General features: G+C 54.2%; 18 protein-coding genes. 13 read left to right on the forward strand and 5 right to left on the reverse strand.

Annotated features, from left to right (window positions below):
* Positions 1–28: 28 nt before the first annotated feature.
* Together NXT09_RS10515 and NXT09_RS10520 are read left to right on the forward strand one after the other, a co-directional pair.
* Complete coding sequence (locus NXT09_RS10515; protein WP_268579643.1) at positions 29–1,528, forward strand: SulP family inorganic anion transporter; 1,500 nt, start codon at positions 29–31, stop codon at positions 1,526–1,528.
* 108 nt (positions 1,529–1,636) lie between these two features.
* Positions 1,637–2,818 (forward strand): mandelate racemase/muconate lactonizing enzyme family protein, encoded by a 1,182-nt coding sequence (locus tag NXT09_RS10520; RefSeq protein ID WP_205566248.1) that lies wholly within the window; start codon positions 1,637–1,639, stop codon positions 2,816–2,818.
* A 58-nt stretch (positions 2,819–2,876) separates the two neighbouring features.
* On the opposite strand, the gene NXT09_RS10525 is transcribed toward NXT09_RS10520, so the two are convergent.
* The 3 genes from NXT09_RS10525 to NXT09_RS10535 are packed head-to-tail and all read right to left on the reverse strand — an operon-like array spanning position 2,877 to position 7,878.
* A complete protein-coding gene (locus tag NXT09_RS10525) occupies positions 2,877–5,954 on the reverse strand; it encodes an efflux RND transporter permease subunit (protein ID WP_268579644.1) in 3,078 nt (1,025 codons plus the stop codon).
* Complete coding sequence (locus NXT09_RS10530) at positions 5,954–7,036, reverse strand: efflux RND transporter periplasmic adaptor subunit (RefSeq protein WP_268579645.1); 1,083 nt, start codon at positions 7,034–7,036, stop codon at positions 5,954–5,956. Before NXT09_RS10530 ends, NXT09_RS10525 begins: the two co-directional genes overlap by 1 nt.
* 26 nt (positions 7,037–7,062) lie before the next feature.
* Positions 7,063–7,878, reverse strand: a complete 816-nt coding sequence (locus NXT09_RS10535; RefSeq protein ID WP_268579646.1) for a MipA/OmpV family protein — start codon at positions 7,876–7,878, stop codon at positions 7,063–7,065.
* A gap of 153 nt (positions 7,879–8,031) precedes the next feature.
* Here NXT09_RS10535 and NXT09_RS10540 point away from each other — a divergent pair, with 153 nt between their 5' ends.
* From NXT09_RS10540 to NXT09_RS10550, 3 genes are all read left to right on the forward strand, one after another.
* Complete coding sequence (locus tag NXT09_RS10540; RefSeq protein ID WP_095994978.1) at positions 8,032–8,721, forward strand: response regulator transcription factor; 690 nt, start codon at positions 8,032–8,034, stop codon at positions 8,719–8,721.
* Between the two features lie 8 nt (positions 8,722–8,729).
* Positions 8,730–9,944, forward strand: a complete 1,215-nt coding sequence (locus tag NXT09_RS10545; RefSeq protein WP_268579647.1) for a sensor histidine kinase — start codon at positions 8,730–8,732, stop codon at positions 9,942–9,944.
* Between the two features lie 317 nt (positions 9,945–10,261).
* Positions 10,262–11,095 (forward strand): transporter substrate-binding domain-containing protein, encoded by an 834-nt coding sequence (locus NXT09_RS10550; RefSeq protein ID WP_120358042.1) that lies wholly within the window; start codon positions 10,262–10,264, stop codon positions 11,093–11,095.
* 35 nt (positions 11,096–11,130) lie between these two features.
* Here NXT09_RS10550 and NXT09_RS10555 read toward each other — a convergent pair whose 3' ends face one another.
* Positions 11,131–12,540 (reverse strand): MmgE/PrpD family protein, encoded by a 1,410-nt coding sequence (locus tag NXT09_RS10555; protein ID WP_268579648.1) that lies wholly within the window; start codon positions 12,538–12,540, stop codon positions 11,131–11,133.
* A 151-nt stretch (positions 12,541–12,691) separates the two neighbouring features.
* On the opposite strand from NXT09_RS10555, the gene NXT09_RS10560 reads away from it, so the two are divergent.
* The 7 genes from NXT09_RS10560 (at position 12,692) to NXT09_RS10590 (ending at position 19,663) form a co-directional block, all read left to right on the forward strand.
* On the forward strand, positions 12,692–13,369 hold the full coding sequence (locus NXT09_RS10560) for an amino acid ABC transporter permease (RefSeq protein WP_268579649.1): 678 nt from the start codon (positions 12,692–12,694) through the stop codon (positions 13,367–13,369).
* A gap of 8 nt (positions 13,370–13,377) precedes the next feature.
* Positions 13,378–14,043 (forward strand): amino acid ABC transporter permease, encoded by a 666-nt coding sequence (locus NXT09_RS10565; RefSeq protein WP_268579650.1) that lies wholly within the window; start codon positions 13,378–13,380, stop codon positions 14,041–14,043.
* A 23-nt stretch (positions 14,044–14,066) separates the two neighbouring features.
* Complete coding sequence (locus NXT09_RS10570) at positions 14,067–14,897, forward strand: amino acid ABC transporter ATP-binding protein (protein ID WP_268579651.1); 831 nt, start codon at positions 14,067–14,069, stop codon at positions 14,895–14,897.
* 28 nt (positions 14,898–14,925) lie between these two features.
* Positions 14,926–15,843 (forward strand): aminotransferase class IV, encoded by a 918-nt coding sequence (locus tag NXT09_RS10575; RefSeq protein ID WP_268579652.1) that lies wholly within the window; start codon positions 14,926–14,928, stop codon positions 15,841–15,843.
* Between the two features lie 218 nt (positions 15,844–16,061).
* Positions 16,062–18,116 carry a toxin-antitoxin system YwqK family antitoxin gene (locus tag NXT09_RS10580; RefSeq protein ID WP_268579653.1) on the forward strand — a complete coding sequence of 685 codons (2,055 nt, stop codon included), beginning with the start codon at positions 16,062–16,064 and terminating at the stop codon, positions 18,114–18,116.
* A 455-nt stretch (positions 18,117–18,571) separates the two neighbouring features.
* A complete protein-coding gene (locus NXT09_RS10585) occupies positions 18,572–19,018 on the forward strand; it encodes a DUF3290 domain-containing protein (protein WP_268579654.1) in 447 nt (148 codons plus the stop codon).
* A gap of 9 nt (positions 19,019–19,027) precedes the next feature.
* A complete protein-coding gene (locus tag NXT09_RS10590) occupies positions 19,028–19,663 on the forward strand; it encodes a DUF421 domain-containing protein (RefSeq protein ID WP_268579655.1) in 636 nt (211 codons plus the stop codon).
* A gap of 234 nt (positions 19,664–19,897) precedes the next feature.
* Here the strand turns inward: NXT09_RS10590 and NXT09_RS10595 are convergent, their stop codons facing one another.
* Positions 19,898–20,344, reverse strand: a complete 447-nt coding sequence (locus NXT09_RS10595) for a hypothetical protein (protein ID WP_268579656.1) — start codon at positions 20,342–20,344, stop codon at positions 19,898–19,900.
* A gap of 96 nt (positions 20,345–20,440) precedes the next feature.
* Between NXT09_RS10595 and NXT09_RS10600 the strand changes: the two genes are divergently transcribed.
* On the forward strand, positions 20,441–20,692 hold the full coding sequence (locus NXT09_RS10600; RefSeq protein WP_268579657.1) for a toxin-antitoxin system YwqK family antitoxin: 252 nt from the start codon (positions 20,441–20,443) through the stop codon (positions 20,690–20,692).
* Positions 20,693–20,791 lie beyond the last annotated feature (99 nt).

A 20,791-nucleotide genomic window follows, 5' to 3' on the forward strand; every position in this document is an offset into this window, starting at 1 on the left:
AAATAAGAAAAAGTAAGAGCCTGCACCTATGATCTCATCACCCGACGCCACGCCGACGCCAGCGCCTTCTGCCACGTCAACGCTTGCTGTATTACGCTCGCCCTCGCTGCTGATGCGCGAGGTTTTGGCGGGCACCATCACCGCACTGGCGCTTATCCCAGAGGTGATTTCCTTTTCCATCATTGCGGGAGTTGACCCCAAAGTCAGCCTGTTCGCCTCCATCGTGCTGTGCTTCACCATGTCCTTTCTCGGCGGCCGACCAGCGATGGTGACGGCGGCGGCAGGTGCCGTGGCGCTGGTCATCGGCCCGATGGTACACGCGCACGGCGTAGCCTATATTCTGCCGGCGGTGATCATGGCCGGGATCATCCAGATCCTGTTTGGATTGGCCGGACTGGCGAGGATGATGCGCTACATCCCACGTTCGGTGATGATCGGTTTCGTGAATGCGCTGGGCATCCTGATTTTTGCCGCACAGGTGCCGCATATTTACGGGCAATCCTCGCTTGTCTGGCTGCTGTTTGCGTTGACGCTCGCGATTGTTCTGCTGCTGCCTTATGTGGTGAAAAGCATTCCCGCGCCGCTGGTGGCCATTGTGACGGTGACCGCGATTGCCATGTTTACCGGTATCACGGTGCCTAACGTCGGCGATGCCGGCCCTATGCAGCCGGGATTGCCAGGTTTCACCCAGTGGCTGGTGCCGTTCAATCTTGAAACGCTGCACATCATCTGGCCGACCGCGCTGAGTATCGCCTTTGTCGGGCTGATGGAGTCGCTGTTAACCGCCAAACTGGTCGACGACATCACGGATACGCCGTCCAGCAAGCGTCGCGAATGCTGGGGGCTGGGCATTTCCAATATTTTCTCCGGGTTTTATGGCGGTATTGCCGGGTGTGCGATGATCGGGCAGACCGTGGTCAACGTGGAGTTAGGCAAAGCGCGCACGCGCATTTCCACCCTCGCCGCTGCGCTGGTGCTGTTGCTGCTGGTGACGGGGCTGAGCGAAATCATGGCGAAGATTCCGATGGTGGTGCTGGCCGGCATTATGATGATCGTCGCGCTGAAAACGATGAACTGGCATAGCCTGCACCCGACGACGCTAAAGCGGATGCCGCTGTCGGAAACGCTGGTGGTCATCGTGACGGTTGTCGCGACTGTCTCGACAGGGAATCTCGCTATCGGTGTGGCGGGTGGCGTGATCTTTGCCATCCTGCTGTTTGCCCGCCGCGTGGCGCACGTCATTCACGCAGAGCGTCAGGTGAGCGACGACGGGCAGTCGGTGCACTACACGGTACGCGGGCCGCTCTTCTTCGGCAGCAGCAACGATCTCTTCGAGCACTTTCTCTATGCGCAAGACCCGCAAAACGTCACCATCGATCTGACGCACGCCCAAATCTGGGATGCCTCCAGCGTGGCGGCACTCGACGCGATCGAAACCCGCTATCATCGCTACGATGCGAAGGTCACGATCGTCGGGCTGGATACCCATAGCACCAAAATCCACCAGCGCCTGTCGGGGCACCTCTAAGTCATCCGGCGTTCGAAGACGGCTACCGTCGCGGACGCCAGCGTTGACAACCCGCACGCCTTTGTGATTAGACTCAATGCTAAGCAGGCTAACTTAAGGAAAGCATTGATGAAAATTACCGACGTGCGCGTGATTCTCGCGAATCGATATATGTTTGTTGAGGTCACCACTGACGAGGGGCTGACGGGCATTGGCGAATCCGGTGCCTGGGGCTTTCTCGATGCCTCCAAAGGTGCCGTCGAGGCACTGCGCACGTATCTGATTGGGCAAGATCCGCTGCGAATTGAACACCACTGGCAGTATATGTATCGCTGCTGGCATTTCCGCGGTGCCGCGATCATGGGTGCCATCAGCGCCATCGATATCGCCCTGTGGGATATCGCGGGCAAGTATTACGATACACCGGTTTATAACCTGCTGGGCGGACGCTGCCGCGACAAAGCGCGTGTTTATGCGCATGCAGGCGGTCGCACCACAGAAGAAACCATCGCCAACCTGAAAAAAGCCAAGGCTGACGGTTTTACCGCGATTGGTCACCTCACGCCTTTTTTGGATGAGTCGCGCGACGCGCCCTACTTCACCACCCACGCCAAAGAGATCGGTGAAGCCATTGAACGCATCGGCCTCTATCGGGAAGCGGTCGGTAACGATGTCGACCTGTGTATCGAAGTTCACCGCCGTCTGAAACCCGCCGATGCCGTGGTGTTCGCTCGCGGCATTGAGCCGTTTTATCCCTATTTTATTGAAGACCCTATCGGTGCAGATAACTTCGATTCGATGGCGGAAGTAGCCGACAAAATCAATATTCCTATCGCCACCGGTGAACGCCTGAATAACCCGCAGGAGTTCGCGATGCTGATTCGCCGCAACGCCGTCGCCTATGTGCGCCCTGACGTCTGCATGTGCGGCGGCATTACCGGTGCGAAAAAAGTGGCCGCGCTGGCAGAAGCCAACGATTTGATGGTGGTGCCACACAACCCACTCAGCCCGGTGTCTACTGCGGCCTGCTTGCAGATCGCCGTCAGCATTCCGAATTTTGCGCTGCTGGAATATCCGGGGGATGACCAGCCGGCACTGTCGGAAAAATTTGGCGCGACAGGCGTAGAGAATGGCGTACGTAAGAAAGACGTGGTGAAGAACACCTTCAAATGCGTGGACGGATTTATGGAGATACCAACGCAGTCCGGCATCGGCATCGAGCTGGCGGACGATCTGGAGAACCGCTTCCCTTATCGCCGTCGTGGCCTGAAAACCCGACTGCACGTCGACGGTTCCGTCGTCGATCAGTAACGGCGTGTCGGCAGGTTGTGGCGACCACTCGTCGCGCCACGACCTGCCGACGTTTCACCTACACCGTAGGATTTGCCGTTTTCCGCCCTTCCCACTGCATGAGCAGGCTCAGCGCCGCGGGCAGTGCAAGCAGTGTCAGCAGCGTTGCCACCATCAACCCGCCGATAATCGCGTACGCCATCGGCCCCCAAAATACCTGATGTGCAATCGGGATCATGCCGAGAATCGCCGCCAGCGCCGTCAGTATAATCGGGCGTGAACGATGACTGGCCGCATTCACAATCGCCTCTGTCGCGGGCTGTCCGTTTTTCACATTCAGATCGACCTCGCCAATCAGAATAACCGCGTTACGAATGATCATGCCCGCCAGCGCAATCACCCCCAGCAGCGCCACAAACCCCATCGGCGTGCCTGTCGGCAGCATGGCCGCGACAATACCGATCAGGCCGAACGGTGCGGTCAGGAATGCCAGCGCCATGCGGGAAATACGCTGTAGCTGAATCATCAATAGCACCAGCATCACCAACAGCGTCACCGGCAGCACCGCGTACACGGAACCATTGCCCTTGTCGGACTCCGCCGCCACGCCGCCTTCCGTGATGTGATAGCCCGCCGGTAACGCGGCGCGATAGCGTTCAATCTCGGGTGCCAGCTTTTCAGACAGCGCAGGTGCCCGCACGCCCGGCGCGACATCCATTTGCACCGTAATAAACGGCTCGCGCTGGCGCCGCCAAATAATCGGATCCTCAACACCATACGCCACGGTCGCGATCTGCCCCAGTGGGACGGAACGCCCCTCCGCAATCGGGATTTGCAGATTGGCGATCGTCGCGACGTCTCTGCGCTCCTGCGGCGTGCCGCGAATCACCACGTCCACCAGCCGATTGCCATCGCGTACCGACGTCAGCGTCGAACCGGAAAATATCGCCGCCAGCATACTGGCCACATCCTGCGAACTGATGCCAACGGCGCGCGCTTCGGTCTGATTCAGCACCACGTTCACCGTACGCTCAGGTTCACCTGCCGTCAGATTCACCTCACGCACATCAGCCTGTTTCCCCACCAGGCTCGCCAGCCCTTGTGCGATATCGCGGACACGATGACTATCTGGCCCCGCCACCCGATATTTCAGCGGCCAGCCGACCGGTGGCCCCAGCTCCAGTGTAGACACCCGCGCGACAATGTTACTGAAATCCCGCTCAAGCACCTGATTTAACCGTGCTGCCAACGCGTCCCGCGCCTCCAGATTTTTTGCCACCACCACCAGCTGCGCGATATTTTCATGGCTCAGCAACACATCCATCGGGAGATAAAATCGCACCGCACCCGAGCCCACATAGGTGGAAAAATGGTCAACATCAGGATCGTTTTTCAGGATAGCTTCCAGCCGTTTCGCCTGCGTTTCCGTCGCCGCCTGTGAGGCATTCGCCGGTAGCGTCAGGCTGACCAGCAGCTCCGGCCTGTCGGAAGCCGGAAAGAACTCGCCTTCCAGTCGGGTGGCGCCAAACAGTGAAGTAACCAGCAGGATGAGGGTGATCACCAGCGTCATTCCCTGGTTTGCCAGTGCGCGCTGTAGCCACTGACGATAGAGTCGTCCCAACCGCCCCAGTTCGTCGTGATGGTGGCTAAACGTTTTTGGCAACAGCCAGACACCGAGCAACGGCGAAAAGAGAATCGCGACGATCCAGGAACTCAGGAGCGAAATCAGAACCACGACAAAGAGCGAAAAGCAGTATTCGCCCGCGCTGGATGCGGCAAACCCCACCGGAATAAACCCAGCGATCATCACCAGCGTCCCCGTTAGCATTGGAAACGCCGTGCTTTCATAGGCCCAGGCCGCCGCCCGTTTGCGATCCCAGCCTTGTTCCAGCCGCGATACCATCGCTTCCACCGTAATCATGGCATCATCGACCAGCAGCCCTAGTGCGATAATCAGTGCCCCCAGCGAAATGCGCTGTAGCCCGATACCGGTGATTTCCATGCCAATAAAGGTCATCGCCAGCACAATCGGGATAGAAGCGGCCACCACCAGTCCGGCTCGGCTGCCGAGGGAGACAAACGACACCGCCAGCACAATCGCCACCGCTTCCAGCAGCACTTTCACGAAGCCGCCGACTGCGCCTTTCACCACCTCGGCCTGATCGGCCACGCGCGTCATTTCGATCCCATGCGGCAGTTGCGCAGAGAGCGTGTTCATTTTTTCACGAATCGCCTGACCGAAATTGAGCATATTGCCAGTGGGCGCCATCGAGATCGCCAATCCAATGGCTTTCTCGCCATTCACCCGAAACGTCGGCGACGGCGGATCTGCCGTTTCACGGTTAATCATGGCGATATCGACCAGCGGGACAAACTTGCCGCCAATGCGCAACGTAATCTGACGCAGGCTTTGCTCGGAGGTAAACGCCCCACTGACGCGCACGGCAATCTTATCGTCCTCGGTGCGAATAATACCGGCGGGCGTGACCGCATTCTGCGCTTTCAGTGAATCGATAACCTGCTGCGGATCTAACCCCAGCCCAGCGAGACGTCGGGGAGAAAACGTCACCACAATCTGTTCTTCTTCCACGCCCAGCATGTCGACCTTACCAACATCCGGCACGCTCAATAGCGCCGAACGAATATCCTCGACGCGATCGCGCAGTTCCCGCGGCGAAAAGCCGTCGGCGGTAAAGCCATAAATCGTCCCGAACGTATCATCAAACTCGTCATTAACGGCGGGCGGGCTGACGCCATCGGGAAGTGAGCTAGCGATGTCCGTCATTTTCTTACGCACCGTATACCAGATATTCGGCACGGCAGACGGCGGCGTGTCATCACGCAGGTTAACGAAAACCACCGCCTCTCCGGCTCGGGTGTAGCTCTCGACATAATCGAGGTATGGCGTTTCCTGTAATTTTTTCTCCAGCTTATCGGTGACGAAATTGACGGTATCGCTCACCGTCGCCCCCGGCCAGGCGGCAGACACTACGGCAGACTTGATGGTAAACGCCGGATCTTCGTTACGTGGCAAACGTTGATAGCTCATCACGCCTGCCGCCATAATCACCAGCATCATAAACGCGACCAGTTGCTGATGCGCCAGTGCCCAGGCGGACAGATTAAAGCGTGCGGTCGATTGCGGTTCTTGTGCCATCAGCGACGCTCCTCTTCATCCAGCCGAATTTTTTCATCCGGTCGTAGCTTACTGACGCCAGCGATCACCACGCGATCGCCCTGCTCCAATCCCCCGGCAATGAAGATCGCCGTGTCGCTGTAGCGCGCCACACTAACCGGCTGCAAGCGTACAGTCTGGGTTGTGGTATTTACGACGTAGACCGCAGGTTGATCCCCCTGCCGCGTGAGCGCAGACGCTGGCAGTTCAATAACAGCCGCGTCGGACTGCTGTATCGCGCCATTCACGCTGGCACCCAATACCATCGCGATGGGTGGCGAGGTTAACGTGACTCTCACCCTGAAGGTTCGCGTAACGGGATCGGCCTGCGGGCTGATATCCCGCACGCGCCCCTCAGCCTGAACGCTCGGCTCAGACAGCAGTGAAACGCGGATAACGCGCGAGGAAAGTGACTGATTGACCAGCCGCTCCGGCACATCAAACACCGCATCGCGCCCGCCGAGGGAAGCCAGTTTCACCACCTCTTGTCCGGCGCTTACCACCTGACCAGGATTGGCGCTGACCGTCGTGATAATCCCATCCTGCGCGGCCGTGAGCTGCGTAAAGCCGAAGCGTTCCTGTGCGCCTTTTACCGTTGCCTGCGCACTTTCACGGCGGGAAACCGCTGCGTCCCAATTTGCCTGCGCTTCATCAAGCTGCACCCGCGCAATCGCGCCGCCCGGTGCCAGCGTCTTCATGCGGGAAAAGTTGCTTTTCGCCAGTCGTTCCGCCGAGACTGCGCTCGCTAAATCCGCCTGCGCGCTGCGCAGCTGGTTTTCACTGTCGCGAGCATCGAGCGTCGCAATTACATCGCCGCGCTTCACCGACGCCCCGACATCCACCAGACGATTCAGGATGCGACCATCCAGCCGGAAACCTAGCGCGGTTTCTTCATGCGGACGAACTTCCCCCGTCAACGTCACCGGTTCCCGGTTCATCGCAGGCATAACCACCAGCGTTTTTACCGGCCTGACGGGCGGTGACGCGGGCGTATCATCAGCGCTGTCACAACCGCTAAGCAACACGGCCGACAGCAGACAAAAAGCAAAACGGCTGACCATCATCACGTCCTCTCACTCATCAGATAACCTCAGAACGCATACAGAACGGCCAGCGTGGCGCCGGTATCATTACGTCGTTCCACAACCTGACTGTCCGCGACTTTGTCAGTGAGCCAGGTTGAGGTCACCCCGACGTTGGTTGACCACGCGGGGCTAAACTGATGCGTCCAGTTCGCGCCCAGCGCATAGCCGTAAACGCCTTTCCTGGCATGATAGGCCGCCAGCCCAGAGCGGATACTCTGCTGCTGCGTTACGCCGTAGTAGGTTTGATTAAAACGGGCATCCCCCATCAACACGTCCGCCGACAGCGCCAGCACATCGTCTTTTGTCGCGGACTGCCACACCGTGCTCTTTGCTCCGATGCGGTATTGATTTCCCCGGTCTCTTTCGCTCAGCGCAAATTCGCCACTCGCTTCCAGCGCCAGCCAGGGCGCAAACTGATACCCCGCAGTTAGCGTGGTCGTTACCGATCCTTTAACCTTGCCCATCCCTTTCAGCCGGTTTGAACCCGCGCGCCACTGGCTGTTTTTGTCATCCCTTCCCAGGTCGTAACCGAACGCATGGTCGAGATAAAAACCGGAGGGCGACTGGTATTGCCAGCCGATGCCGTGCGTAGAATCAACATAAAGTGCGCCGCGTTGAATGGTCAGCACAGGCAGCGCAGTGGTTTGACGATCTTTGCTCCCTCTGTAGCGCGGCGCATTTTGGGCAGCGACACCCACGACAACATCCGTGTGGTCACCCCAGAATGAAGGCGCAGCGTCTTCTGCAGCTTCAGCAACGGCCGCACTGGACAGCGCGGCAGCGGACAGGCAGGTGGATAAAATAATTTTTGTTATGTTCATACATCCCCTCTTTTACGCGGTAATCTTGCACCGTGGCGTTTCCCCGGCGGGTACAGCGTGATTGGTGTTAGCTTTTCAGCGTCGCGGCGGATTATGCTGACGTTTAGTCAAGAAACGCTTTGTGGTTTTTTAAGATTTCATCAAGAGGGTGCGATGGCAGAAAAACGGGTGTTGATTATTGAAGACGATATGGATGCTGCCAGCGTGCTTGAGGCCTATCTGCGGCGCGATGGCTATCAGGTGTCTATCGCGTCGGATGGGCAACGGGGTCTGCACATGGCGCTGACCAGTAAACCCGATTTGATTTTGCTGGACGTGATGCTGCCGAAGATGAATGGCTCAGAGGTGCTGTCCGCCCTGCGGCAGCGCAGTAATATTCCGGTGATTATGGTGACGGCTATCGGCGACGAACCGGAAAGAATCGGCGCGCTGCGCTACGGCGCGGATGATTATGTCGTCAAGCCCTATAACCCACAGGAAGTGGTGGCGCGGGTGCAGGCCGTACTGCGACGTACCGGCTACGCGATCCGGGAAGATGCAGTCCTGACATTCGAAAATTTATCGGTTGACCCGACTTCCGTCACGGCAAGCATCGCGGTATCGCCATCAGAATCCGTGGTGCTCGATCTGACGCCAACCGAATTCAACATTCTGGTGACGCTGCTCAAAGCGCCCAACCGCGCCTTTACCCGGGGTGAGTTGCTGGAAGCCAGCCTGCCGGAAAGCGACGCGCTGGAGCGTGTGGTGGATACCCACGTTCACAACCTCAGGAAGAAACTCAATCAGTACGACATCATCAATGTGTTAGTCACCGTCCGCTCCGTCGGCTATCGATTCAGGTAAGTGTTGCGATGAAAAAATCGATCTTTCTGTCAGAAAAAATGTCGCTGTGGCGCTGGCTGTGCTTTCGCATCATTTCTCTGCTGCTTGCCGCCGTGGTCATTATCGCGGGTCTTATGTGGCTGCGTTTCGCCGTCAACAATATCTACGTCGAACAGCACATGCCGGTCGAGATACGGACCGAATTTCAGCAATTAAGCGAACAGAAAGACTACGCCAACCCGCGCTATCAACAGATTATCAATCAGTATTACGGCCCGGAATTCTTTGTGCCGAATATTGCCAGCAGCGACTGGCTGGTGCTCGCCATTATGGTGCTGATCGCCTTGCCCACCATGGTGGTTGTGGTGCTGTGGCGCGCGCGGCCGCTGTCACAGCAATTTTCCAACATCGCCAGCGCCGCTCGCGATGTCGCTCAAGGGAAATTCGATACCCGCACGCAGCTGGTCGAGCAGGCACCAATGGAGCTGGTGACGCTGGCAGACGACTTTAACAACATGACCGCACAGCTGGAGCGCTACGAGCGAGAACTGCGCGAATCCAGCGCGGCGCTGGCTCATGAACTGCGTACCCCGTTAAATGCGGCGATGGGCCGCGTCCAGGGCATGCTTGATGATGTCTTCCCGCGGGATAAAGCCCAGATGACGATGGTCATCAAACAGCTCGAACAGCTCAATCACGTGATTCAGGATCTGCATTTTCTGTCGCTCGCCAGAGCCGGACAGCTGCAGTTAGTCCAGACCCCTTTCTACTTCGACGAACTTATCACCGAGCGACTGACCTGGTATCGGCCACAGTTAGAACAGGCCGGGTTTCAGACGCAGACGCATATCGAACAACACGACTTCTGCCTTGCCGACCGCGAACGGTTAGGACAGGTGTTCTCTATTTTGATCGAGAACGCCTTAAGCTACGCCAGCGATGGTCGCTATCTGGCGATTGAGGTGTGTGAAACGGTGCTGCGTGAAAACGTACTGTGCTGGCAGATTACCGTCTCCGATCGCGGGCCGGGCATTGAGCCAGAATCGCTGCCCCTGCTTTTCGACCGCTTCTGGCGCGCCGAGCATTCACGCGGAAGACACTCCGGCGGCAGCGGGCTGGGGCTGTCCATCGCCTCAGCCATTATCACGGCACACGGCGGCACGATTTCTGCAGAAAGCGATACGCCAGAACACGGTCATCACGGCGGTCTTACCATCGTGATGACGCTGCCACGTAGCATCTAATACACCGCATGCCGCGGGGTAATTGCCGATTATTAAAAAGCATAGCGAAATTATTGCTATGCCCTGCCGCCGGAGGAAAACACGGTAAATAGCGGCAATCCTCATCGGCTACATGACGCAATAAACGGAACAACCCCAGACGCCGCGCCCTACCGCGAGGCAGACCGCGCGCCGCCGCGATTTTTATCCCACTTTATTCTTATATTTATCTGGAATGAGATAAGGCGAAAAGAACTAATTTCGCTATAAGTATTTCGCTACTCTGCATGAGCGAAATATATCGCCTCGATTAAAACTCAATCATCAAGGTAACTATAATGAAACGTTCACTTCACCAGGCATTCATGGCGATAACGCTGATTAGCGCCTCCTTTTTCAGCCACGCCGCCGAAACACAAACCTCGACGTGGCAACATATCAAACAAACCGGTGAGTTACGCATCGGCGTGGCACAGGGCGAGCCCTGGTATTTTAAAAATCCCTCGACCGGAGAATGGGACGGCATCGGCTATAACATCGGTAAAGAGCTGGCAAAAGACCTCGGGGTAAAACTGGTGACGGTGGAAACCACATGGGGCAACGCCATCGCCGCCTTACAAACCGGTCAGATCGATACCATGCTGGTGCTCGACCCGACGGAAGAGAGGAAAAAAGCGGTCGATTTTCCTGAGCAGCCTTTCTTTTGGTATGCGCAAGGCGTGTTGATTCGCGATGGCATTACGGTCACCAACTGGGACGACCTCAATCGGGAAGATGTTAAAATCGGCGTCACGCTGGGTTCCAGCCCGGACCTGATTCTGACCAAACGCCTGCCAAAAGCGCAGCTGGTACGTTTCCCGAATATGGATGAAGGCGTGGCGGCGTTCTACGCAGGTCGGGTCGATGCGCTGTCCTATTTCCACCCTGCGCTGGCGCTGCAACAGGCTAAAGTCGGCAAGGGCAATTTGATTCTGCCGAAGCCGATTATTGAGGTCAGCACCAGCGGGGCAATCCGTAAAGAAGCCGATCAGACCTTCCATAACTTCCTGAATGACGAGTTTGCCAAGCTGTATCAATCCGGCAAGACGCAGCACTACTATGAACAGGCGCTCAAACTGCGCGGCGTGGACGTCAGCAAAGTGCCATCGGTCATTAAAGAAGATTGGAAATAACTCAGAAACGGTTAACGCGACAGTCCTAAACGGAGTCAGGACATCTGCATTAGCGGGGTCAGCAGCGCGGCGACATCCTGACATTGTTCCAGTTCGGATAACGCCGCCGTTGCCTCCGCCACCATTGCTGGGGCAAATCGGGACGAGAGATTCTCCGCAAATTTCGCCATGATGCGGCTTTCCGCCAGCGGGTGTTCTGCGCATCCCAGCGGAAACGCAATACGCTCACCGCTCACCACCGTTCCCCGCGTCACGACATCAACCTGCAACACCGGCCGACGCGCCTGCGCCATCAGTTGGTCGAGTTCGGGAGAAACCTCAACCTGTACCTTATCGGCCAACGCCAGAAGTTCTGGGTTGGTTAAGGTATCGTCCGCACTCCAGCGATGGCGCGGAATACGGTAGGCCAGACACGCCAGCGCAAACGGCAGGCTGAACTGCGCATCCGTCGCATTTTGCGGCCGTGCATCCATAAAATCAGCGGCCAGCCTCTGGCTTCCTTTGACCCGAATCAGGTCAATAGCCTGCGGCGACAGCGCCAACTCGTGCTGTACGCGTTCGAAGGATTCCAGTGCAGTATGTATCCAGCGACAGGCAGGATACGCTTTGAAACTGGCGTGCTGGATTGCCCACGTCTCTCCTAATCCATCCAGCAATGCCGCTTCATCAAAGCGGTCAGATCCCATCATGCGCCAGAATCCCTGCTCGCCGGACAGCACATCTCTTGGGCCGATAATCCCGCCGCGATGTAGCTCAACCGCACGGACGCCCGACTCCGCCGCGGGGGCGTTGTAATCCTTGAAAGACACCAGCGGACGCTGCTGCCAGTTGTATTTGTGCAAGCTGGGCAACGGCGTCAGCGACGCCGCCAGACCGATGGCGTTCTCTAGTCCTTCAGCATCACATCCCGTTAGCAATCCGTAGGCCACCGCCGCCCCGATAGACTCGTGCTGACACACGCCATAAACCTGCTGAAAACGTGACTGACTCGGCTGCTGAGACTGAATGATCCGGCCATTAATTTCATACGCCGCGGCCAGCGCACAGATCAGCGCTTCGCCGTCAATCGGACGCGATCCGAGTGCCGCCAGCGCAGCGGCAACCAGCGTGGCACCGGGGTGCCCCATACCGCGTCCGGCAACCTCATAACCATCATCGTAATCCAGCGCATTGATCGCCGCCGCATTCAAAAACGCCGCGCCGATGGCCGCCAGCGGTGCGCCGCCATCCAATACTGGGTTGTTGCCCGCCGCGTAGTGCAGGCGGGTGACACGCGCGCAGTCCCGCACCACCTGGCTACTCGCACCGGCAATGCCGCAGCCCAGACTGTCGATAAAATGCAGCACGATTTTTCGCCTTAACGCGGCGGGAATGTCCTGAATCGTCAATCGATGGGCAAAGGTCGCGAGACGCAACGTCAGAGGGAGTTCAGCAGCGTGAGACATCGGCATTCCGCCATTCTTTTATAAATAAAAGGAATATTAGCACCACGTTTTATTATTTATTTATCATTTTTTCGACCTGCTAAGATGCATCGGTTCTAACAAAATAAGAAACGTATTTCCTAATTATGCACTTTTCAGGGGCACTATATTTATGTCGTATCAGTGGGATTTTTCCGCCATCTGGCCCTATCACCAACTGCTGCTGGAGGGGCTATGGGGAACGATAAAGATCGGTGCCACCAGCATCCTGATCGGGATGCTGGCTGGCATGGTGCTCGCCGCCATGAAAATGTCGCCCCGGCGGCTCTTGCGCCTGCCCGCCGCGATGTTGATTGGCTTTTATCGTAATACACCCGCGCTGGTGCATTTTTTCTGGATTTACTACGCCCTGCCCGTCATTACGCCGTTAACGTTTTCGCCTTTTACCGCCGCCGTGATCGCGCTGTCCGCCCAGTCCGGTGCCTTTTATGCCGAAGTTTATCGTGGTGCGATTTCCTCAATTCACGCGGGGCAATGGGAAGGGGCTAAAGCGCTGGGCATGCCAAAATCGACCGCGCTGCGTCGGGTCATTCTCCCGCAGGCGTTACGCCGGATGATCCCGCCGTTTATTGAACGCTCGTTTGAACTCATCAAATCCACGTCGCTGGCGTCATCTCTGGCCTATAGCGAGCTGCTTTATCAGGCGATGCAGATCAACAGCCAGACCTATCGACCGCTGGAAGTCTACAGTCTGGTGGCGGTGATGTATTTCACTCTGCTGCTGCTGATTAGCCTGTTCAGTCAACATATTGAGAAACGGCTGTCGCTGGCAGATCGCCGGCTCGCGTAAGGAACATCATGCACTATCAATGGGATTTCTCGCTGGTCTGGCACAACCTTCCCGTGCTGCTGAAAGGCCTTGGCGTCACGCTCGAACTCTGGCTGCTGGCCGGTGTGCTGGGCACCGCGCTGGGGCTGGTTCTCGGTCTGTTTCGCGTATTTGGCAAACGCTGGCTGTCGCTGCCCGCCAGATGCTTTGTCGAAATCTTCCGTAATACGCCCGTTCTGATCCAACTGATCTGGTTTTATTACGCTTTCCCGGTTCTGGTCGGCGTGCAGTTCAGTACCTTTGCCGCCGCGGCACTGGCTTTGACGCTGTATAGCGCCGCGTACTGTACGGAAATTTTCCGCGCTGGCCTGCAATCCATCGACCACGGACAGTGGGAAGGCGCAAAAGCGCTGGGCATGCGGCAGGCGGTGATCCTGCGGCGCGTGGTTCTGCCGCAGGTGTTACGCAACATGCTGCCCGCCCTCACCAACCGGATGATCGAACTGGCCAAGGTAACCTCGCTGGCCTCGATACTGGCCGTCAATGAACTGATGTATCAGGGACGGCTGCTGAGCAGCACCTATTATCGTCCGCTGGAAATCCTGACGGTGGTCGCACTGCTCTATTTCATTTTGATCTGGCCGGGGAGCTACCTTGCCGCACGACTTGAACGTCGTTTCCGTTCAACCACCTAGTCTGACAGCACCACAGGATTGCTATGCGTGAAGCTATTAGTTTAAGTAAAAATAATACGTTGAGTGGAAATGAAGCTCTGAATGACGATATCGTCCTGCGCATTCGCGGACTCCAGAAACGCTTCGGTGCCGTTGAGGTATTGAAAGGGATCGATCTGGATGTACGGCGCGGCGAAAAAATTGCCATCATCGGCGGCAGCGGATCGGGAAAAAGCACCCTGCTGCGCTGCCTGAATTTTATGGAGATCCCCAGCGCCGGCACCATCGAACTGGATGGCGTGGTACTGGGAAAAACCAATGCGCAAGGCCAGCGCGACTACCCAGAAAAGCAGTTGTGCGCCGTGCGGGAACGCGTAGGCATGGTGTTTCAGCAATTCAACCTGTTTCCCCATATGACCGTGCTGGAGAATGTGCGTGAAGCGCTGCTGTCGGTGAAGAAAATGCCACGGCATGACGCGGATATCATCGCCAAAGCACAGTTGGAAAAGGTCGGGCTGGGCAACAAACAAGACGCGCGCCCCGGCAGCCTGTCCGGCGGTCAGCAGCAGCGGGTGGCGATTGCGCGCGCGCTGGCGATGTCGCCAGAAGTCATGTTGTTCGATGAACCCACATCATCACTGGACCCGGAACTGGTGGGCGAAGTGCTGCACACCATCCGAGCATTAGCGGAGGAAGGCCGCACCCTTCTGCTGGTCACTCATGAACTGGGGTTTGCCTATCACTTCGCAGATCGCGTCGTGTTTATCGAGAACGGCGTGATCCATGAAATGGGCAGCGCCGAACAGGTACTCAAAAACCCGCAGCAGCCGCGAACCCAGGCCTTTCTTGCCCGCTTTGCCGAGCGCTCCTTTTAACTCATCATTCACATTCAGGAACAGCACGATGCAACCCACATTATCCAGCCAGAGCAGTCAGGCCTATTTGCAGGATCCGCGTAACAGCGACGTACAGGTGTATGTGAATGGGGAATTTGTTCATCGCGATAACGCGGTGGTGTCGATTTTTGATTCCGGCTACGTGTGCGGTGACGGCGTATGGGAAGGCCTGCGTTTGGTTAACGGCCGCCTGATTGCGCTGGATGCCCATCTGGATCGTCTGTTCGACGGTGCCGCCGCGATCCAGTTGGATATCGGCCATAGCCGGGAAGCACTGACCGATATTCTCTATCAAACGCTCGCCATCAACGGCATGACCGATGGCGCGCATATTCGTCTGATGATTACCCGAGGGAAAAAGCATACGCCGAATCAGGATCCCCGCTTTATTATCGGCGGTGCAACGGTCGTGTGCGTGGCGGAGTATAAGATCGTCGATACGGCGGCGAAAAAACGCGGGCTGACGCTGTTTACCTCTACCTATCGCACCAGTACGCCAGACGTCTTCGATCTGCGGCTGAATTCGCACAGTCGGCTCAATCTTATTCAGGCGCTGCTACAGGCGTTGCAAGCCGGTGCCGATGAGGCGCTGATGCTGGATCCGCACGGCTTTGTCGCCAGTTGTAACTCCACCAACTTTTTTATCGTCCGCCGCGGTGAACTGTGGACGTCGTCGGGACGCTACTGCTTCAACGGCATTACCCGTCAGACCATTATCAACCTTGCAGAGGCCAACGGGCTGAAGGTCAAGGCTCAGGATTTTACGCTGGCAGAAGCACTCACTGCCGACGAAGCCTTTGTCACCGGCACGCTGGCGGGCATCACCCCGGTAAAAGCGCTGGATGGCCGCCCGTTTAACCCCGAACACCGCCCGGTTACCGAACAGCTCAGCCGCTGGTATGAGGCGTATTTGTATGCGCAGTGATAACGGTGCATCGTCGTGAAGCAAGGCGTTCCCAGAAGAACCCCAGAACCTCACTATACCCCTGTTCTACCTGCTGAATGCCTTCGACGTAAACGTGGGTGACCACTGCGGCGGTTTAATGCGCTAAGTTCAGCAACGAATTGATTCAACGAAATATTAACCGTCAGAAACATTTCATGTAACCTAAGCGCCACTTTTTCAAAAGAGCAGGTCAGGGAATGAAAGCCGTAAAGTTACTGTTTGGCATCCTACTACTGAATATGGTCATAGGGGTCAGCACGGCTATCGCCGCCCCGGACGACACCGAACACCCTTTTTACGCGGGTAAAACGCTGGCGCATCCGATCATTTCGGGCGCACGTGAAAGCAGCGCCCTTCTGGTTTTCATTCAGGAAAACCAGGTGGTCAAAGGCTATTATTGCTTCTGTAGTGAAGAGGATGACAGTGTCGATCACCTTCCCCACCTGCTCGGTACCTTCCCCGATTCCACCATCGAATCCGTGTTTTATGCCGACGTGGATCAGGCTGGTCAAATCACGCTGGTGTTGAGTAAAAGCAAGGGCAAGTTCGCCCTGCGCGGTTGGCGTTACATTGAAGACGGCAGCTATATTCCGGTGCTAAGTTTACAGCCGGTTCTGGACAAGCTGGTTCGCGAGAATAAGGATCTCAATTCAACGCTGGTGAAACGCGCCCTCGGCAAGCTCCCTCCTTATGACTACAGCGCGCAGTACCCTAAGTTCGATAATCACGATTTCGATAACATCGACTTTACTCAGGGCAACGTTGTCGGCTGGTATCTTGACGATGGCACACCTTCTCATGCCGCGAAACAGCCAGCAGACAACGTCTACGCCTATAAAAAAACCTTCGCGGAAAAAGGCGGTTTATTTCTCACCGTAACTTTCCGTCGCGTGGAAGACAGCGCAACACCCGGATTTCGCGCGACAGCCATCAGTTGGCAAGCTGATCCGGCTAAATTCAGCGGCAGCGAGAATGGGCCTTATGTCTATTACTCGGCGCAATATGGCTTAGTAAAAGGTTTTTTCCTGCATGGCGTTCCTGACGGAAAATGGACCACCGTCGGCGAGAACTTCGCCAGTTCAGGTAGCTATATAGCGGGACAACAGCAAGGCCAGTGGACCATCAGCGATGGGCAAGAAACGGCAACGGGATTGATGAAAAACGATGAGCGTGAAGGCCGCTGGGAGATCACCGACGGCATGGATGGCAATACACCAGAGCTGGGTGGCTTCGATACCTACCTCAATGGCCAGCGTCATGGCCCAAGCGAGCGCCGTCTGGCGGGTGTGCTGCGCTCGAAGGGCGATTATGTTGATGACCAGCCTGAAGGCATGTGGATCACCGAAAACGGCGAGGGCCCGTTTGTGAAAGGCGTGGCTAACGGTATGTGGAAACTAAAGACGGCTGACGGCGAGATCCAGCAGGTCGAACTGATCGCTGGCGTAAAGCAGGGAGAACTGCGCTGGAGTGATGAGAAAGGCCGTCTGACACAAATCATTCATTATAAAGATAATCTTCCCCACGGTTTGTACCAGAAGTTCAACGCTGCCGGAAAAATGGTTTATCAGGCTGACTATGTCATGGGCAAACTGGAGGGCCGTGAAATCGAATATTATGACGATGGCACCACTCTGCGCGCCGATCGCGGCTACCGCAATGGTGAACTCGACGGCCTGTATATCTATAATTTCCCTGACGGAAAACCGAAGTCCGTATCGACCTATGACCACGGTTATGAAGTCGGACTGATGCAGGAATTTACCGCCACTGGCGTCAAAATTACCGAGCGCAATTACTGCCCTCTGTCGATGAGTGGTCGCGGCTACTGCGGTAAACAGCAAACCTTCAACCCTGACGGCACGCCGCTCACCGAAGCCGATTATCTGTTCAACCGCCAGCAAACCAATAATACCTGGTATGCGAACGGTCAGCGTCAGGATGAAACGCGTATCGGCACCGATGACAGCTACACCCAAATCAGCTACTACCCTAACGGCCAGATGCAATGCATTAGTCGCGCGCAGGGTTTCAAACCGTTGGTGGTCGATGGTAAAGAGTACAAAGATTATCAGGGCGCGCTGCGCCAGGGCGAAAGCGCCTGTTATTACCCCGATGGCAAAGTCAAAAGCAGCGGAGTCTGGAAAGACGGCAGGCTGACCACAGGCTGTGAAACCCGTTTCGATGAGAACGGAAAACAGACCGCCCCCGGCCCTAAAGGCTGCGTGATTCCGAAATGGGAGTATGAACGCTGATATCCCCCACAGGAGAAACGCTCAGTAATCGATGATTCTGCACGGGTGTGCGGGTGATTCATATCCTTTCGAAAGTGGCTCCGCATTGAGTGAGGTTATATGGAGGAAGTTGCTTTCCATGACTCACTCAATGGGATAACGATAAGTCCCAACGTCTGCTCAGGGAGATTGAGTCGCCGGGGTTTATAGGCCGTTCAGAGGTATTATTCAGCGACTCTCCCCGGATTTAAGATCTCGTCGGGGTTGTCTGCTTTGAGCGAAGAGCAGAAGTTCTGAATGCTACTAACATTGAGATGCCTTGAGTCATAACAAGCAAGTTACTATAGTTGGCTTAAGGATAATGACAAATTTCAGCTGATAACTAATAATTAGCTGCTAAGTAACACCATAACGGATAATGGCAGTTTTTTACTATAATAAAAATGTGGTTTTGAGGGGTTAGGGATTAAACTTATATGAGATTTTATAGCATAGATTATTTACAAATGCAGTCTAATATCAATGATTATTTAAAATACATCGTTATATTTAGTACTTTATTTATCTTGATCGTTGTTTTTAGTCTGTATATGCGTCATCGCCTGAAAACTAAATATCGTGACTTAACAATCATATTTTTCTTGTTTTTGCTCTTCATTTCTGGTGTTCAGTATGCTGATTATACTGATAGTCAAAATATACATTCCCAATCCTCACAAATGGTTAATTTTGTTAGGCTCCTATCACAAAAAAAAGATGTGAATGTAAATGCTATATTTTCCAGTTCCGTACAACTCTCTGATGGCATTATCGTTAAAATTAGTGATGTTTTTTATCGCGTCAATTTAAGCCCGGATCAAAAAACATACAATTTAGTAGAGGTTTCGTTAGTAAACCCAGAAATAGAAATCATAAAAAACTGAGGTGTGGAAATGATAATTTATTTACCTATCATTATAAAGTTGGGCCTGGGGATACTGTGTTTAATTGTTCAAATAAATCTTATGGGGAAAGGAAATCTGGCCCCCTCATCTGCAATGGACCAGGTTCAAAACTATGTACTGGGGGGAATTATAGGAGGCGTAATTTACAACGAATCTATAACAGTACTTCAATTTATTCTGGTCCTAATTATATGGACTCTTTTGGTCTTTGTTCTTAAGTTCTTGAAAGAAAACAATCGATTAGTTAAAAGAATAATTGATGGAAAACCGATTACTTTAGTACACAATGGCAGCATTAATGTTAAGGAGTGTTTACGTAACGGTGTTTCTGCAAATGACCTAATGTTCAAATTAAGAGCAAATGGTATTTATGAAATAGAACAACTAAAACGCGTCGTTCTCGAACAAAATGGGCAATTAACCATTATACAAAGTGGCGATGAAAATATACGTTACCCAATTATAGTTGACGGTTTAGCCAACCATGATCTGCTAGAAATCCTTAATAAAGACAATGAATGGTTAGAAAATGAAGTTACAAAGAAAGGCTTCAATAAAATAAGTGAAGTATATTTAGGCGAGTACTTATCGGGTAGGATTAATTTATACGGATATGAAAAATAACATCCAAAATTAACGCCCTTTTATCAGGAGGCAGCCATTTCAGGTGTGCCTCTGCCTGAGAACACTGACATCAACGTTCGATCCTGGCACGGAGAGAACGAACTGGCTGAGTTAAAGGTCCGCTGAGAGCGAAGTGCGGACATTAGAGGCTTTCACTTGCCCTTGAATTCTCTTGCAACTTAATTAGATATTCAGTTGTGAACTGTTGCTTCCCCAACTCTTCGAATTCCTTAATTAATTCGCTACCCATGAATTCCAAATCTTTATTATTTTGTAAAAACCGTAGAGAAGTATCCCAAGCTTTTTTTGTATTGCATCCATTTGTTCCTTTAGTAATTTTTCATCTTGAGCCGGAGTGTTAACTATACCGTTCATAATGGGAAGCAGCTCTTCTATTTTTCCTTTGTCTGTTATAGCAGTTTTATCCATTACTCCATTATTGTAAAAAAAGCAGGTGTCATTTTTACTGTCAATTTCCGGTTCATATATTTTGTGCCAAAGAATATCTGCAATCACTCCGGCATTGAGTATGCATACCCGGTTAAACAAATGTTCATATATGGCATTGGTACTATCTATTTTTGTTTTAGGTGAGAGATTAATCTCCGAGTTGCCATAAACACCAAAGTTAGATATCTCAATTGTTATACTTCCAACATCGAAGCCAACGTTACGTCCCATCAACCAATGCCCTAGCTCATGATACATGGCACGTTTACACTACTTTTCATCATTGAGATGATTATGAATCATACATTCCCTTTTTGTTTATATTAGATGAGTGATGATGACGGTTTATACCAGAAGTTCAACGCTGCCGGAAAAATGGTTTATCAGGCTGACTATGTCATGGGCAAGCTGGAGGGCCGCGAAATCGAATATTATGACGATGGCAAAATCAAAAGCTGCGGAGTCTGGAAAGACGGCAGACTGACCACAGGCTGTGAAACCCGTTTCGATGAGAACGGAAAACAGACCGCCCCCGGCCCTAAAGGCTGCGCGATTCCAAAATGGGAGTATGAACGCTGATATCCCACACAGGAAAAACGCTCAGTAATCGATGATTCTGCGCGGGTATGCGGGTAATTCATATCTTTTCGAAAGTGGCACCGCATTGAGCGAGGTTAT

It is taken from the genome of Pectobacterium jejuense (assembly GCF_026800125.1).
Classification (GTDB): domain Bacteria; phylum Pseudomonadota; class Gammaproteobacteria; order Enterobacterales; family Enterobacteriaceae; genus Pectobacterium; species Pectobacterium jejuense.

Bases quoted from the DNA above. Each gene is read 5' to 3' on its own strand.
- NXT09_RS10600 (WP_268579657.1), top strand. From the start codon at position 20,441: ATGAGTGATGATGACGGTTTATACCAGAAGTTCAACGCTGCCGGAAAA.
- NXT09_RS10530 (WP_268579645.1), bottom strand. From the start codon at position 7,036: ATGATGGTCAGCCGTTTTGCTTTTTGTCTGCTGTCGGCCGTGTTGCTT.
- NXT09_RS10550 (WP_120358042.1), top strand. From the start codon at position 10,262: ATGAAACGTTCACTTCACCAGGCATTCATGGCGATAACGCTGATTAGC.
- NXT09_RS10515 (WP_268579643.1), top strand. From the start codon at position 29: ATGATCTCATCACCCGACGCCACGCCGACGCCAGCGCCTTCTGCCACG.
- NXT09_RS10560 (WP_268579649.1), top strand. From the start codon at position 12,692: ATGTCGTATCAGTGGGATTTTTCCGCCATCTGGCCCTATCACCAACTG.
- NXT09_RS10575 (WP_268579652.1), top strand. From the start codon at position 14,926: ATGCAACCCACATTATCCAGCCAGAGCAGTCAGGCCTATTTGCAGGAT.
- NXT09_RS10590 (WP_268579655.1), top strand. From the start codon at position 19,028: ATGATAATTTATTTACCTATCATTATAAAGTTGGGCCTGGGGATACTG.
- NXT09_RS10595 (WP_268579656.1), bottom strand. From the start codon at position 20,344: ATGGGACGTAACGTTGGCTTCGATGTTGGAAGTATAACAATTGAGATA.
- NXT09_RS10535 (WP_268579646.1), bottom strand. From the start codon at position 7,878: ATGAACATAACAAAAATTATTTTATCCACCTGCCTGTCCGCTGCCGCG.
- NXT09_RS10540 (WP_095994978.1), top strand. From the start codon at position 8,032: ATGGCAGAAAAACGGGTGTTGATTATTGAAGACGATATGGATGCTGCC.
- NXT09_RS10570 (WP_268579651.1), top strand. From the start codon at position 14,067: ATGCGTGAAGCTATTAGTTTAAGTAAAAATAATACGTTGAGTGGAAAT.
- NXT09_RS10585 (WP_268579654.1), top strand. From the start codon at position 18,572: ATGAGATTTTATAGCATAGATTATTTACAAATGCAGTCTAATATCAAT.
- NXT09_RS10565 (WP_268579650.1), top strand. From the start codon at position 13,378: ATGCACTATCAATGGGATTTCTCGCTGGTCTGGCACAACCTTCCCGTG.
- NXT09_RS10545 (WP_268579647.1), top strand. From the start codon at position 8,730: ATGAAAAAATCGATCTTTCTGTCAGAAAAAATGTCGCTGTGGCGCTGG.
- NXT09_RS10520 (WP_205566248.1), top strand. From the start codon at position 1,637: ATGAAAATTACCGACGTGCGCGTGATTCTCGCGAATCGATATATGTTT.
- NXT09_RS10580 (WP_268579653.1), top strand. From the start codon at position 16,062: ATGAAAGCCGTAAAGTTACTGTTTGGCATCCTACTACTGAATATGGTC.
- NXT09_RS10525 (WP_268579644.1), bottom strand. From the start codon at position 5,954: ATGGCACAAGAACCGCAATCGACCGCACGCTTTAATCTGTCCGCCTGG.
- NXT09_RS10555 (WP_268579648.1), bottom strand. From the start codon at position 12,540: ATGTCTCACGCTGCTGAACTCCCTCTGACGTTGCGTCTCGCGACCTTT.